Source organism: Belnapia mucosa, assembly GCF_016775475.1.
Taxonomy (GTDB): Bacteria; Pseudomonadota; Alphaproteobacteria; order Acetobacterales; family Acetobacteraceae; genus Belnapia; species Belnapia mucosa.
In genome coordinates this window covers 1-14,115 of the sequence record NZ_JAEUXJ010000015.1, presented here as the reverse complement: position 1 = coordinate 14,115, position 14,115 = coordinate 1, and the positions used below count along the sequence as shown (strand labels likewise).

The window sequence follows — 14,115 nt, the reverse complement described above, 5'->3', positions numbered from 1 at the left end:
CCAGTGTCTTTCAGGATGCGGCGGAGCGCCACTCCTGCGCTGCCGGCCTAGTTGGCGGTGAAGTTCGGATGCTTCGGCAGGTCGTAGCGGTCGGCATTCATCACCTTGGTCCAGGCGCCGACGAAGTCCTTCACGAACTTCGCCTGGGAGTCCGACTGGGCATAGACCTCGGCGAAGGCGCGCAGCTGCGAGTGCGACCCGAAGATGAGGTCGACGCGCGTGGCGGTCCACTTCACCTCCCCCGTCTTGCGGTCGCGGCCCTCGAAGGCGTTGTCGGAGCCGGTCGGCTGCCACTCCGTGCCCATGGTCAGCAGGTTGACGAAGAAATCGGTCGTCAGCTGGCCGGGGCGGCTGGTGAAGACACCATGCCTGGACCCGCCGGAATTGGCGCCCAGCACCCGCAGCCCGCCCACCAGCACCGTCATCTCCTGCGGGGTGATCCGCAGCAGCTCGGCCTTGTCCACCAGCGCCTCCTCGGGCGCCATGAACTGCAGGCCCTCATAGTGGTTGCGGAAGCCGTCGGCGGTCGGCTCCAGCGGCTCGAAGGAGGGGGCGTCGGTCTGCTCCTGCGTCGCGTCCATGCGGCCCGGGATGAAAGGCACCTTGATGGTGGTGCCGGCATCCTTCGCCGCCTTCTCGATCGCGGCGCAGCCGCCGAGGACGATCAGGTCGGCGAGCGACACCTTCTTGCCGCCGGTGGCCGAGGCATTGAAGGCCTTCTGCACCTCCTCGAGCTTCTGCAGCACCTTCGCCAGCTCGGGCGGGTTGTTGACCGGCCAGTCCTTCTGCGGCGCCAGTCGGATGCGCGCGCCATTGGCGCCGCCGCGCTTGTCGGAACCGCGGAAGGTCGCGGCCGAGGCCCAGGCGGTCGAGACCAGCTGCGACACCGTGAGGCCGGTGGCGAGGAGCTGGGCCTTCAGCGCCTCGATCTCCGCTTCCCCGATCACCGGGTGATCGAGCGGCGGGATCGGGTCCTGCCAGATCAGCGTCTCCTTCGGGACAAGCGGCCCGAGATAGCGCTGGATCGGACCCATGTCGCGATGCGTCAGCTTGAACCAGGCCCGGGCGAAGGCATCGGCGAACTGGTCCGGGTTCTCGTAGAAGCGCCGCGAGATCTTCTCATAGGCGGGGTCCATCCGCAGCGCGAGGTCGGAGGTCAGCATGGTCGGCACATGCTGCTTCGACGGATCGTGCGCGTCCGGGATGTCGGCCGGGGCGTCCTTCGCCGTCCACTGCCAGGCGCCGGCCGGGCTCTTGGTCAGCTCCCATTCGAATTTGAAGAGGTTGTCGAAGTAGTGGTTGCTCCACCGGGTCGGCGTCTGCGACCAGGTGACTTCCGGGCCGCCGGTGATCGCATCCGCGCCGAAGCCCGTGCCGTGCTTGCTGCGCCAGCCGAGGCCCTGATCCTCGATCGTAGCACCTTCCGGCTCGGGCCCCACGAAGGACGGGTCGCCGGCGCCATGGGTCTTGCCGAAGGTATGGCCGCCGGCGATCAGGGCCACCGTCTCCTCATCGTCCATCGCCATGCGGGCGAAGGTTTCGCGGATGTCGCGCGCCGAGCCCAGCGGGTCGGGCTTGCCGTTCGGACCCTCGGGGTTGACGTAGATGAGGCCCATCTGCACCGCGCCGAGCGAGTTATCGAGCTGCCGCTCGCCGCTGTAGCGCTCATCGCCGAGCCAGCTCCCCTCGGGGCCCCAATACAGCTCCTCGGGTTCCCAGGTATCCGGGCGGCCGCCGGCGAAGCCGAAGGTCTTGAAGCCCATGGATTCCAGGGCGACGTTGCCGACGAGGACGAAGAGGTCGGCCCAGGACAGCTTGTTGCCGTATTTCTGCTTGATCGGCCAGAGCAGCCGCCGCGCCTTGTCGAGGTTGGCGTTGTCCGGCCAGCTATTGAGCGGGGCGAAGCGCTGCTGGCCGCCGCCGGCGCCGCCGCGCCCGTCGGTCGTGCGGTAGGTGCCCGCGCTGTGCCAGGCGAGGCGGATGAAGAGCCCGCCGTAATGGCCGAAATCGGCCGGCCACCAGTCCTGGGAATCGGTCATCAGGGCGTGCAGGTCCTTGACGACCGCATCGAGGTCGAGCGTCTTGAACTCCGCGGCATAGTCGAAGCCCGGATCCATCGGGTTGGATCGCGGCGAGTGCTGGTTCAGCGTGGTGAGGCTCAACTGGTCGGGCCACCATTCCCGGTTGCCCCGGCCCCGGCCATGCCCGCGGCGCGGGGAGCCCCCATGCGCCACCGGGCATCCACCTGCCGCTTTCTGATCGGCCACCCCATCCATGGCATCTCTCCCTATGGCGCGGCTTGCTGTTTCGCCCTGCCGGTGACGCGTGTGGCGTCGCCTTCCGAGCCCGCAACGGAATACGCATACGGGTGCCGCGCGTCGGAAACTCTAACGGGGTCGGGATTTCATGGGAAACCGATTATAATCATAATCCTGATCGATTGAGGCGATCATTAACCGACGTCCCGAATTGACTGCGGGCGCGGAGGAAGCCCCCGCGCCCGCATGATTCAACCCGGTCAGGGGGTGGAGGGTTACTCCACCACCTCCGGCTCCTTCTCCGCCTCGCCATCGCCCGGACCTTCCTCGGGCTTCGGCAGGGCCGGCGGCGCAGCCTCCTGGTAATCGAAGGCAAGCGCCCCGTCGCGCAGGTTCACCTTCACCGAGCCGCCCTTGGCGAGCCGGCCGAAGAGCAGCTCCTCGGCGAGCGGCTTCTTGATGTGCTCCTGGATGACGCGGGCCAGCGGCCGCGCGCCGTAGAGCGGGTCGTAGCCCCGCTCGGCCAGCCATTCTTTCGCCGCCGAGCTCAGCTCGATGGTGACGTTCCGGTCCGCGAGCTGGGCCTCCAGCTGCATCACGAACTTCTCGACCACGCGGCCGACGATCTCCGGCGTCAGGCCGGCGAAGGGCACCACCGCATCCAGCCGGTTGCGGAATTCGGGGGTGAACATCCGCTGGATGGCCTCCGTATCCTCGCCGACCCGGACGGCGCTGCCGAAGCCGATGGCGGGCTTCGCCATGTCGGCCGCGCCGGCATTGGTGGTCATGATGAGGATCACGTTGCGGAAATCGACCGTCTTGCCGTTGTGGTCAGTCAGCTTCCCGTGGTCCATCACCTGCAACAGGATGTTGTAGAGATCCTGATGCGCCTTCTCGATCTCATCGAGCAGCAGCACCGCATGCGGATGCTGGTCGATGGCGTCGGTCAGCAACCCGCCCTGGTCGAAGCCGACATAGCCCGGAGGGGCGCCGATCAGGCGCGAGACCGAGTGCCGCTCCATGTATTCCGACATGTCGAAGCGGATCAGCTCGATCCCGAGGGTCTTGGCGAGCTGCTTCGCCACCTCGGTCTTGCCGACGCCGGTCGGGCCGGAGAACAGGTAGTTGCCGATCGGCTTCTCCGCATCGCGCAGCCCCGCACGGGACAGCTTGATGGCGGAAGACAGCGCTTCGATCGCCTTGTCCTGGCCGAAGACCATCGCCTTCAGGTCGCGCTCCAGGTTCCGCAGCGTCTCCTTGTCGTCATTGCTGACGGACTTGGGTGGGATGCGGGCGATCTTCGCCACGATCTCCTCGACATCGCGCAGCGTCACGGTCTTCCGCCGCTTGCCCTCTGGCTGGAGCATGCGGGAGGCGCCGACCTCGTCGATCACGTCGATCGCCTTGTCCGGCAGCTTCCGGTCATGGATGTACTTTGCCGAGAGCTCGACGGCGGCGCGGATCGCCTCCGGCGTGTAGCGGACCTTGTGGTGCTTCTCGTAATTGGTCTTGAGGCCCTGGAGGATTTTCACCGCATCCTCGACCGTCGGCTCGTTGACGTCGATCTTCTGGAAGCGGCGGACGAGGGCCCGGTCCTTCTCGAAGTAGTTGCGGTATTCCTTGTAGGTGGTCGAGCCCACGCAGCGCAGGGTGCCCTGGGCCAGCGCCGGCTTCAGCAGGTTCGAGGCATCCATTGCCCCGCCCGAGGTCGCGCCCGCACCGATGACGGTGTGGATCTCGTCGATGAAGAGGATGGAGCCGGGCTGCTGCTCCAGCTCGTTCACCACCGCCTTCAGCCGCTCCTCGAAATCGCCGCGGTAGCGGGTGCCGGCAAGCAGGCTGCCCATGTCGAGCGCGTAGATGGTGGACTTCGCCAGCACCTCGGGCACGTCGCCCTCGATGATGCGCTTGGCCAGGCCCTCGGCGATGGCGGTCTTGCCGACGCCCGGGTCACCCACATAGAGCGGGTTGTTCTTGGTGCGGCGGCAGAGGATCTGGATCGTCCGCTCGATCTCGTGGTCGCGGCCGATCAGCGGGTCGATCTTGCCCTGCTGCGCCTTCTTGTTGAGGTTGACGCAGTAGTTCGACAGCGCGTCCTGGCTGCGGCCGCCGCGCGGCTTCTCCTCCTTCTCCGGCTCCTCGCCGCCCGAAGGATTGGAGGAGGCATTCGGCGTGCCCTGCACCGGCCGGTTGGTGGTGCGGCCGGGCGCCTTGGCGATGCCGTGGGAGATGAAATTCACCGCATCCAGCCGGGTCATGTCCTGCAGCTGCAGGAAATAGACCGCATGGCTCTCCCGCTCAGAGAACAGGGCGACGAGGACATTGGCGCCCGTCACCTCGTCCCGGCCGGAGGACTGGACATGGATGGCGGCGCGCTGGACCACGCGCTGGAAGCCGGCGGTCGGCTTCGGATCGCCGGCGCGCTCGGTGACCAAGCCCGCGAGATCCTTGTCGAGGAACTCGGTCAGGTCGCGCTTCAGCTTGTCGTTGTCGACGCCGCAGGCCCGCAGCACGGTCGCCGCGTCGGCATCGTCGGTCAGGGCGAGAAGAAGATGCTCCAGTGTCGCGTATTCGTGCCGGCGTTCATTGGCCAGGCCGAGGGCGCGGTGGAGCGTCTGCTCGAGATTGCGGGATAACATGCTGTGGCGACGCTCCCCGATGGAACCCTAAGACCCTGGAACATCCAGGGATAAGGGTGGGTTTCCGCTGAACCATCCGTCTGACGCGATTGCGCCCGGCGGGCTTCCTATGATCTGGGCGCCCCTCTCCCCCTGGGCGAGCCCCCCATTCGGCGGGGTGGCATTGCGGGGCCGCGCCGAGCTGGCCACCGGAGGCGATGATGCGCCGTATCCGGGGCCGGACGGAATCACTCTTTTTCAATCGTGCATTGCAGGGGGTGCTGGTTCTGCCGGGCCAGGTCCATCACCTGGGTGACCTTCGTTTCGGCCACCTCATAGGTATACACCCCGCAGACGCCGACGCCGCGCCGGTGGACGTGCAGCATGATCCGCGTCGCCTCCTCCCGGTTCTTCTGGAAGAAGCGCTCGAGGACATGCACGACGAATTCCATCGGCGTGTAGTCGTCGTTCAGCATCAGCACCTTGTACATGGCCGGCTTCTTGGTGCGCGGCCGGGTCTTCACCACGACGCCGGTATTGGGCGTGGTATCGCCGGGGGTGGTTCCGCCCGGCGGATTGGCGCCGGTCACGCGTGCCATGCCTGCCGTCCTTGCCTGGTCCTGATCGCTCATGGAGGTCCCGATGGGGTCGCTGAAGGTGGGCTCGCCGCTTGCCCCAAAAGAAGGCTCCCGGGGGGGAGGATACCGCCCCGGATGGCGGAAGGTGAAGGGCCCTGCGGGGGCCTCCGCCGATATGGGCGCGCAAACTCGTCAAAGAAAGGTCTAGGGAGAGGGCCCGAAACGCCAGGGGCCCGGCCCGGCACCCCTGCCGAGGCAGGAATGCCGGGGCCGGGCCCCGGTCTCGTCATGGCCAGGCCCCAAGGGGACCCGGCGCATCAGCCGATGCTCAGACCGCGAGCGGCTTCGACATCGTCTCGACCGCGATCTGCACGCGGGCGGTGATCGGCGCGAAGGTAGCCTCGGCCAGCTTCAGCGAAGCCTCCTGCAGCTTCGTCGTGTCGGCCAGCATCTTCTCGACCGTGGTGCGGGCGTAGGAGGTCTGGATCTCGGTGGCCTCCTTCAGGCTCTTCACGGTCGCCAGCGCCTTGGCATTGGCGATCGCCTGCTCGCTCAGCGCCTGCATCAGCGCCAGGGTCTGCTTGGAGAGGTCCTGCACGCCGGTCATGTAGACCTGCGCCGACTTCGCCACCGCCTCGGCATTGCCGCGGCCGAACTCGGCCGCCTGCTCGGCCGCCTTCATGAAGCCTTCGGTCGCCTTCGTTGCCTGTTCCATTTGCTTCTCCACCGTGTTGCGCACCGGCGCGGCAGCTTCGCCCGCCAGCTTCTGAGCCTTCGGGGCGCCGGTCGCGGCAGCGTCGTTCACGAGCTTCTTGACATCGGCCAGCTTGGCCTCGGAAACCACGGTCATGACTTGCTCCTGCATCCGGTTTTGGGCCTCGCCGGGCCCAGGTTGCAGGGCAATGCCAACTGGGCTGCCACGGCGGGGCCGGGCTTTGCTGCGCTGCAACATGACGCGGATGTAGAGCGCCGGGCATCGCGATGCAAGATAATTTTGCAGCGCAGCAATTGGTTGAGAAACCAGCCCGGAAGGCTCGTTTCGGCGCTCGCGACGGTCACGCGAGGAGCGTCCCGTAAGCCTTTGCTTTCCGGCGGTTCCTGTTCCATTCCCGTGGACAACGCGACACAACTGCACGTAGATTGCCTGCGATTCGCAGGTCGGCCGGGGGGCTTGGGCCGCGCATCGGGGGAATGCAATGCTGGGGACCTGCGCCATGCGCCTGGGGGCCGTCACGGCCCTTGCCGTTACCTGTAGCCTCGCCACGCCGTCGCCCGCCCGGGCTCAGATCGGCAGCGAACGCTACTCCGCCATCGTCACCGAGGCCCGATCGGGCAATATCCTCATCGCCGCCAGCCCCGACGAGCAGCGCTACCCCGCCTCCCTCACCAAGATGATGACCGTCTATATGGCCTTCGAGGCCCTCAGGGACGGTCGCTCCACCCTCGACAGCACCATCCGCGTCTCCAGCAACGCCGCCTCCATGGCGCCGTCCCGCCTCGGCCTGACGCCCGGGATGTCGCTGACGGTCGAGGAGGCGATCCTTGCCTTGGTCACCAAATCGGCCAATGACGCCGCCGCGGCCCTCGGCGAGCATTTGGGCGGCGGCTCCGAGGAGCGCTTCGCCCAGATGATGACGCTGAAGGCCCGGGCGCTGGGAATGACCCGCACCACCTTCCGCAACGCCTCCGGCCTGCCGGACCCGGACCAGACCACCACGGCCCGCGACATGGCCCTGCTCGGTCGGCGCCTGATGCAGGATTTCCCGGAGCGCTATGCCTTCTTCTCGACGCCGCATTTCGTCTTCCGCGGCCGCACCCATTGGAACCACAACCGCCTGCTCCAGGAATATGAGGGCGCGGACGGCATCAAGACCGGCTACGTCAACGACAGCGGCTTCAACCTGGTCGCCAGCGCCCAGCGCGACGGTGTCCGCCTGATCGCCGCCGTCTTCGGTGGTCAGACGGGGCGGGAACGGGACCGCCATATGATGGCGCTGCTGGACCAGGGCTTCAGCCAGATGGGCGTCTCCCCCATGGCCCGCCGCAACCTGCCGACCATGATGGCCAGCGCCCATGCCGCCTCGCTCGCCCAGGCCCGGGCCGGCCGGCGCCTGCTGGCCGCCTCGGCGCCCGCGCCGGCCGCGCGCGTCGCCGCGACCTCGCGCCCGGTTCTGCGCCTGACGGCTGCCCCGGTCAGGGTGCAGCCCGCCGCCCGGCCGCCCCTGCTACGCAACGTCACCACCCGTGCCCCGCGCATCACGGCGCGGATGGAACAGGGCGATGCCGGCGGCCGCGCCAGCGTCGCCGCGCCCCGCTCCGCCAAGGTCGCCCCGATCCGCCCGGCCAATGCCGCGCCGGCGCCGACGACACGGCACGCCAAGCGGGCGCGGTAGGGACTGGGCGGGAGGGGCCTTTCGCCCCTCCCGGCCCCGCTACTGCATCATTCCCCGTGCGGCCACCGGCCAGAGGCATTCCACCCGGCCCCGCCGCACGCCCACATACCAGTCGTAGCGGTCGATGGTCGGGTCGCAATGCCCCGGCACCAGCCGCAGCTTCTCGCCGAGCGCCGGCGCCGTCCCGTCCTCGACGAGCAGCTTGCCATGCTCGTCCGAGGCGCCGGCATAGCGCAGCCCCGGCCGGCCATGGACCAGCGGCAGGCCGCTATCCACCGCCAGCGCCTTCAACCCCGCATCCAGCACGGCGACGCCGGGGATCGCCCGGCTCATCACCGTGCTCAGGACAAAGAGGCTCTGCCGGAAGGGGGGCGGCACCTCGTTCCGCGCGTAATCGGCATCCATGAAGGCATAGGAGCCGGCCTGGATCTCGTTGTACACGCCGCTCGCCAGCTCATGCTCGAAGGTGCCGGTGCCGCCGCCGCCGACGATGGCGCAGGGCAGGCCCTGCTGGGTGAGCTGCTCCACGCTCCGCCGCGTCACCTCCACGGCATGGGCGATGGCCGCGGCTCGTTCCTCCGGCCGCCGGCGATGCTGGGCACTGCCATGGTAGGATTGCAGCCCGCCGAAGATCAGGTGCGGGCTGGCGGCGATCTGTCGGGCCAGCGCCACCACCGGCGGCCCCGGCTCCACCCCGCAGCGGCTGGCGCCGCAATCCAGCTCGACCAGCACGGTGATGCGGGCCCCGACAGCCTCCGCGGCCGCTTCCAGCGCCGAGACCTGGGCGGCATCGTCCACGCAGACCGCGACCCGGCTGATCCGCTGCAGGGCCGCCAGCCGGGCCAGCTTGGTGCGGCCGACGACCTCGTTGCTGACCAGGATGTCGGGGATGCCGCCCCAGGCCAGCACCTCCGCCTCGCCCACCTTCTGCACGCATTGCCCGACCGCGCCGCGGGCCATCTGCAGCCGGGCGATCACCGGCGACTTGTGGGTCTTGGCATGGGCGCGGAGTTTCACCCCTGTGCCTTCCAGCCGCGTCGCCATGGCGTCCAGATTGGCCTCGAAGGCATCGAGGTCGATCAGCAGGGCAGGGGTGTCGACCTCGTCCTCGGGCATGCCCGGCTGGGCGGGGGGTGGTTGCATCATGGTGGGCTCCGATCAGGCATCGGCGTGATGGTCACGCCCGGCCAGCGCCGCGTCCAGTCCTGAGCGGCGAGGCGGGCGGCGAAGGCGGCCGGGCGGCGCTCGGCGAAGCCCGGCGTCGGCCGCACCACCCGGCCGAACAGGTCCGAGAGGCCGTGCGGCGCCAGCACCTCCACCCCCTCTGGCGTCCAGCGGGCGGCGATGGCGGTCGCCGTCTCCGGCCAATGCGCCACGGCGTCCCGCGTGTCCCGATAGGGCGCATCGCCGTTGCGGGCCGCCATCCGCGCCTGGTTCCGCACCGACCAGTCGGGGCCGGGGAGGGGATGCCGCGCCTGCAGCGCTGCCTCGATCGCCGCATCCTCGCCTGTGCTGGCGCGGGCCGGGTCGAACCAGACCACATCGACATCCCCGGGCGGGTTGTGGCCCGGCGGGAAGCCGGAGAGTGCGTCCCAGACCGGATTGCGGAGGAAGCCCGCGCCGATCCAGGCATCCGGCAGGCCGAGCGCGGCCAGCGCCTGCAGCGGGAGGAGCAGCGCCGGCCGGGCGGCGATGAAGGTGGCGAGGCGGGATTCGTCTTGCCCTATCATATTGTTCTTGTTATGTTCATGTCGTGCGCCGACCCCGCCCCCTTCCTCCCCAATCCCTGCCGGGCCGCAGCGGGCGGGGTTTTGTCCGAAAGCTGCAGCTTCCGTCATTCGCCCCCGCGGCGCGGCGCCAGGCGCAGCACCGCCGCCCCGGCCAGACCGGCGAGGAGCGAGCCGGCGAGGATGCCGATCTTCACCTCCGCCTGCCGGTCGGGCGAATCGGGGAAGGCGAGCAGGGCGATGAAGAGGCTCATCGTGAGGCCGATGCCGCAAAGCAGGGCGGTGCCGAGGAGCTGCCACCACCCCGCCCCCTGGGGCAGCGCCGCCAGCCCCGTCCGGATCGCCAGCGCCGCCGCGCCGAAGACCCCGACCAGCTTGCCCAGCAGCAGGCCGAGCCCGACGCCGAGGGTCAGTGGCGCCGCCAGCGCCCCCAGCCCCACGCCCGCCAGCGAAACCCCGGCATTGGCGAAGCCGAAGACCGGCAGGATGCCGAAGACCGCCCAGGGCTGCAGCCCATGCTCCAGCCGGTGCAGCGGGGAGGCGTCGTGGTCCCGCCGCAGCGGGATGGCGAAGGCCAGCGCCACCCCGGCGATGGTCGCATGCACGCCGGAGCGGAGGGTGAACCACCAGAGCAGCCCGCCCAGCAGCAGATAGGGGAGGAGCCGGACCACCCCCGCCCGGTTCAGCCTGATCAGCACCGCCATCACCGTCGCCGCCAGGCCAAGCGAGAAGGTATCGAGTCCCGCAGGGTAGAAAAGCGCGACGATCACCACCGCGCCGAGGTTATCCAGGATGGCGAGCGCGGTGAGGAAGACCCGCAGCGAGGCCGGCGCGTGCCGACCCAGCAGCCCCAGCACGCCGAGGGCGAAGGCGATGTCGGTCGCCGCCGGGATCGCCCAGCCGCGCCGATTCGCCGGCTCATCCAGGTTGCAGAACAGGAAGACCAGCGCCGGCACCGCCATGCCCCCTGCCGCGGCGAGGCCCGGCAGCACCCGCTGCGCCCGCCGGGCGAGGTGGCCCTCCACCATCTCCCGCTTGATCTCGAGTCCGACGAGCAGGAAGAACACGGCCATCAAGCCGTCATTCACCCAGTGCAGCAGGCTGAGCGGCCCCAGATAGGCGCCGAGCGCCGCCGCATAGGCGCTGTCCAGCGGGGAATTGGCCAGCACCAGCGCCGCCGCCGCCGCGGCCATCAGCACGACGCCGCCCGCGGCCGAGCCCGCGAAGAGGCGCCGCAGCAGCGAAGCGGAGCGTGGATTTTTGGTCATGTTCATGAGGCGATGGCTTGTAGCGGAGCCATCCTGGCCGGCCAGCGAAAACGGCCTCTTGCGCGCCGCGCAAACTATGGGTAAGTCCACCCCCGTCGCCGCGGCGACCGGAAGCGGGCGTAGCTCAGGGGTAGAGCACAACCTTGCCAAGGTTGGGGTCGAGGGTTCGAATCCCTTCGCCCGCTCCAGTCACCTTCCACACAACCCATCTCTCCCGAACAGACCGCCGCGCTGAGGCGCAGGTTTGGCCTGGGTTTTCGCGGCAACCTTGATGGTTTGGCTCCGGAACGGAGGCGAGTTTTCTCTCCGAAATGCTGGAGACTCTCCGGACCTTGAGGGTAGGGCGATTTACCCAACAAGGTCTATTGCCTTGTTATCGTGCCATCTTTGGCGCGGATCCCCTGCTCCGATTCAGCATCTTCATCGCCTGGGCAAAGAACCGGAGAGCGAGAACCTCGCTTCGGCCCCGAGACGGTAGGCGGACAGCGTACCGGGAGTTCGAATCTCCGCTGCTCCGCCAGTTCCCATACGAGCCTTGCTCTCCGCCTGACCGGTCGCGGTGCTAGGTCGCAGGTTTCCTGAGGTTTTCGGGGCTGACCTGTTGACTGGCCGGACGCGGAGACGGCGGAAAACCCCTCTCCGGAAGCCAATTCTCTCCGGACCTTCTGACTTGGGCGTTTTAGTACGGAGCGCGAAAACCTAGGTAAAAGGCCGGTTTCAGCGCGGTCAGCACTTGCCGTGGTTCGAACCCCACTTGCCCGAATTCCGTACTTCGAGAGCGAACCAGAAGTACGGCGGCAGCGGAGCATCAATTTCGCCTCCACGAGGCTGGCTGGTGTCCATTTCGGTTTTCCGATCGTCACTCAAGGAAAGCCTACAAGGAGTAGGCGGTCAGGGTGGCGGCTCCTTCACCCATCTCTCCCGCTCCGCGACTACCTGTTGCCAGAACGGGGGCAACCCCGACGTCTGCGCTTGGCTCAGAAGTGAGATATCCATGCGATCGAAAATGTCGAACTGCGGAATCGGCATTACGCCGCCCCCGCTGTTCCAAAGCAGGTTGATCTGCACCCGGTGGTAGGCCCAACAAAGGGCGTGCAGGGCGACCTTTGCCTCCTGCAGCTTGAAGCCAAAGCTCGAAAGATGCGCGCGGGATATCGGATCGGCTGCGTGGGCAATAACTTTGTTGCGCAGTTCCCTGAGCTTTTCGATCTCCGGGCAGGAAAGGAGCGTCTCGATCTCATCGAATGCCGCATCCGCAATCGTGTCAGTGCGGCTGCGGGCACTTGGATCAACGCCCGAGAGGCCGTCAAAATGCTCGTGCAAGAGCGTGGGCGTGGACCAGTCGAACGGCCCACCGATCTCGACGCCGATAAAACCGCCACTTCCGCGCCGCGACGGCGGAGGGATCGTGTTCACGTCGTAGACCAACCCATCGTAGCAGACGAAGATCTCGCGGGTGATCAGATCCCGCTTGCTCTTGATCTCCTCGACGAGGCGTTTGAGGCTTACGACGTTGCGGGCTCCAGATTTCCCATAGTCAGCCTTGTCCGTCAGGCGGCCGACGCCAAGCACGAGGTTGGCGACGTAGCCGTTGACCAGGGCCTCCGCCAGCAAGGGCGCCGTGACCCCGCTCGGCTGTGCAGGGTCTTCGATGCGCCACGCCTCATTGAACAGGCGAAAGACGGCATCCTGCCACACCAGCCCGGAAAGTTGGCGGCTGACGCTGTGAAGGGGGTCCTTCTCCAGCAGATCGACCCACTCGGCGCGCGCTTTGCGAAAGTCGGCCAGCTTGGTCTTGTCCTGGACGTCGCACTTGTCGAGCGAATATGTGTAGAGCACGCGCCCCCCAGTGCTACTCATCTGGCCGACCTCCCAGACGCGCCTTCTGACATCAGTCGATTCGACGCACGCCAGCAGTTGAGGGCTCCCTCGTCACGGATACCCACCCCCAACCCCAAGCTTGTCGAGCGCCGCAGCCAGCTTCGCCGCAACATCTGGGGTCGCGACCTCGCCCTCAGCGAATTCCACAGCCACCCGGAACCGCAGCGTCAGGTTGCCTGCCGCTGCCAGAACGTCGCCCATGCCCTCGACTAGTTCATTCAGCTGGCTGCTGTCGAGCACGGCTTCGCGGAACGCTGCCTTTGGCTTCGGCCCAGGCGTCTGGTCTTCCGCGAATTCCTGCCGCTTCGCCTCGCCCTTGGCCTTCGGCGCTTCCGGCAGACCGATCTGGACGGCAGCGGCTTCGTGCGGCTGGCATGGCCACGCCACACCGCCAGGAATCACACGGATGAAGCCGGAGTTCATCGCTCCTGTGATGGCGGCCTCAACCAGCTTCCAGGGCAGTGAGACGACCCCTCGCTGAGCGGCAACTGCCTGCTCGATCGAGTGCACGGACGCCTTGCCATCGGTCCAGGCATCCGGGAGCGCTTCGGGCGTCAGCGAGGAAACGCTGATGGGATCCGGCGGCGCCCGCAGGACCGCCGTCTTGGAGACAATGCCGGCAGGCGGCGTGTCGCCCCACACCGAGGCCGCACCACTGGTGATCCAGACGGTCCCGGCCTTCACGGCCGCGCTCACGGCCTCCAGCACCTTCGCCTCCGGGCATCGCGGGATCGGCTTCTCCTCCGTCCAGCCTTCGTCCGGATGGTCGATGGTAAGGGTATGACCATCGAAGTACGAGACCAGGTCGGCGACCTTCAACCCGGTCTTCCAGTCGAGTCCTTCAAGCTTCCCCGGTGCCAGCAGAGCCGGGTCCAGGGCGTCGAGGACAGCGGCGCTGTTCTGCACGGCCTCGAGCGCGTCATCAGCGAGGGAGGCCTCATCGATCGGCATGCGCCACCAGGTCCGCGCACTGCCGTCAGGCCTCGGCAGCGACAGCACATAGAGCCCCTGAGCGCAGCCATTGGACACCGTGTCCAGCAGATCCTTGCGCCGCAGCATCTTTGGCAACTTCGGCCGCTCCGCGAAGGCGCCGACGATGGTCTTCACCCGGCGCCGGTCCTCGTCCTCACGCCAGAGGTCGAACCCGCTGGTCGACCCCGGCAGGATCGCATCTGGTGTCAGGGGCAGGTCGGTGATGCGGGACTTCGGATCCTCCTTGATGGTCTGGAACAGGGGCTTGTTGGTGTCCACCGTCACCTTGAAGGCGTGCACCAAGTCATCGACACCGCGCGTCACGACGATGCAGTAGGCCTGTTGTTGAGTTTCGCTGAGAACTGACCCGGGGTTTTCATCGAGAACTGACCCGGCCAAGGGATATCTCCCGCGTGCTGC

General features: G+C 67.8%; 10 protein-coding genes and 1 tRNA gene. 2 read left to right on the top strand and 9 right to left on the bottom strand.

The features are described from left to right. Nucleotides 1–47: 47 nt before the first annotated feature. The 4 genes from katG to JMJ55_RS24230 all read right to left on the bottom strand — a co-directional run bounded on the left by katG (nt 48) and on the right by JMJ55_RS24230 (nt 6,406). The gene (katG, locus tag JMJ55_RS24245; RefSeq protein ID WP_202828196.1) at nt 48–2,276 is read right to left on the bottom strand and encodes a catalase/peroxidase HPI; all 2,229 of its coding nucleotides are present in this window, start codon (nt 2,274–2,276) and stop codon (nt 48–50) included. A 257-nt stretch (nt 2,277–2,533) separates the two neighbouring features. Continuing rightward, on the bottom strand, nt 2,534–4,897 hold the full coding sequence (gene clpA, locus JMJ55_RS24240) for an ATP-dependent Clp protease ATP-binding subunit ClpA (protein ID WP_202828195.1): 2,364 nt from the start codon (nt 4,895–4,897) through the stop codon (nt 2,534–2,536). A gap of 227 nt (nt 4,898–5,124) precedes the next feature. After that, on the bottom strand, nt 5,125–5,508 hold the full coding sequence (clpS, locus tag JMJ55_RS24235) for an ATP-dependent Clp protease adapter ClpS (RefSeq protein ID WP_456237083.1): 384 nt from the start codon (nt 5,506–5,508) through the stop codon (nt 5,125–5,127). A 274-nt stretch (nt 5,509–5,782) separates the two neighbouring features. Beyond that, a complete protein-coding gene (locus JMJ55_RS24230) occupies nt 5,783–6,406 on the bottom strand; it encodes a phasin family protein (protein WP_202828194.1) in 624 nt (207 codons plus the stop codon). Nucleotides 6,407–6,668: 262 nt separating this feature from the next. Here JMJ55_RS24230 and JMJ55_RS24225 point away from each other — a divergent pair, with 262 nt between their 5' ends. Further along, a complete protein-coding gene (locus tag JMJ55_RS24225; protein ID WP_236034006.1) occupies nt 6,669–7,847 on the top strand; it encodes a D-alanyl-D-alanine carboxypeptidase family protein in 1,179 nt (392 codons plus the stop codon). A gap of 39 nt (nt 7,848–7,886) precedes the next feature. Here JMJ55_RS24225 and JMJ55_RS24220 read toward each other — a convergent pair whose 3' ends face one another. The 3 genes from JMJ55_RS24220 to nhaA form a co-directional block, all read right to left on the bottom strand. Continuing rightward, nucleotides 7,887–8,993, bottom strand: coding sequence for a DSD1 family PLP-dependent enzyme (locus JMJ55_RS24220; protein ID WP_202828192.1), 1,107 nt, complete (start codon nt 8,991–8,993; stop codon nt 7,887–7,889). Beyond that, nucleotides 8,990–9,577, bottom strand: coding sequence for a nucleotidyltransferase family protein (locus JMJ55_RS24215; protein ID WP_202828191.1), 588 nt, complete (start codon nt 9,575–9,577; stop codon nt 8,990–8,992). The genes JMJ55_RS24220 and JMJ55_RS24215 overlap by 4 nt, the downstream gene beginning before the upstream one ends. Before the next feature lie 104 nt (nt 9,578–9,681). After that, a complete protein-coding gene (gene nhaA / locus JMJ55_RS24210; protein WP_236034005.1) occupies nt 9,682–10,848 on the bottom strand; it encodes a Na+/H+ antiporter NhaA in 1,167 nt (388 codons plus the stop codon). A gap of 107 nt (nt 10,849–10,955) precedes the next feature. Between nhaA and JMJ55_RS24205 the strand changes: the two genes are divergently transcribed. Continuing rightward, nucleotides 10,956–11,030: transfer RNA gene (locus JMJ55_RS24205), tRNA-Gly, on the top strand. 703 nt (nt 11,031–11,733) lie between these two features. On the opposite strand, the gene JMJ55_RS24200 is transcribed toward JMJ55_RS24205, so the two are convergent. Both JMJ55_RS24200 and JMJ55_RS24195 read right to left on the bottom strand, forming a co-directional pair. Then, a complete protein-coding gene (locus tag JMJ55_RS24200; RefSeq protein ID WP_202828190.1) occupies nt 11,734–12,702 on the bottom strand; it encodes a hypothetical protein in 969 nt (322 codons plus the stop codon). A gap of 72 nt (nt 12,703–12,774) precedes the next feature. Further along, nucleotides 12,775–14,115 (bottom strand): hypothetical protein (locus JMJ55_RS24195; RefSeq protein WP_236034004.1); only part of this gene is annotated, 1,341 nt, incomplete at its 5' end.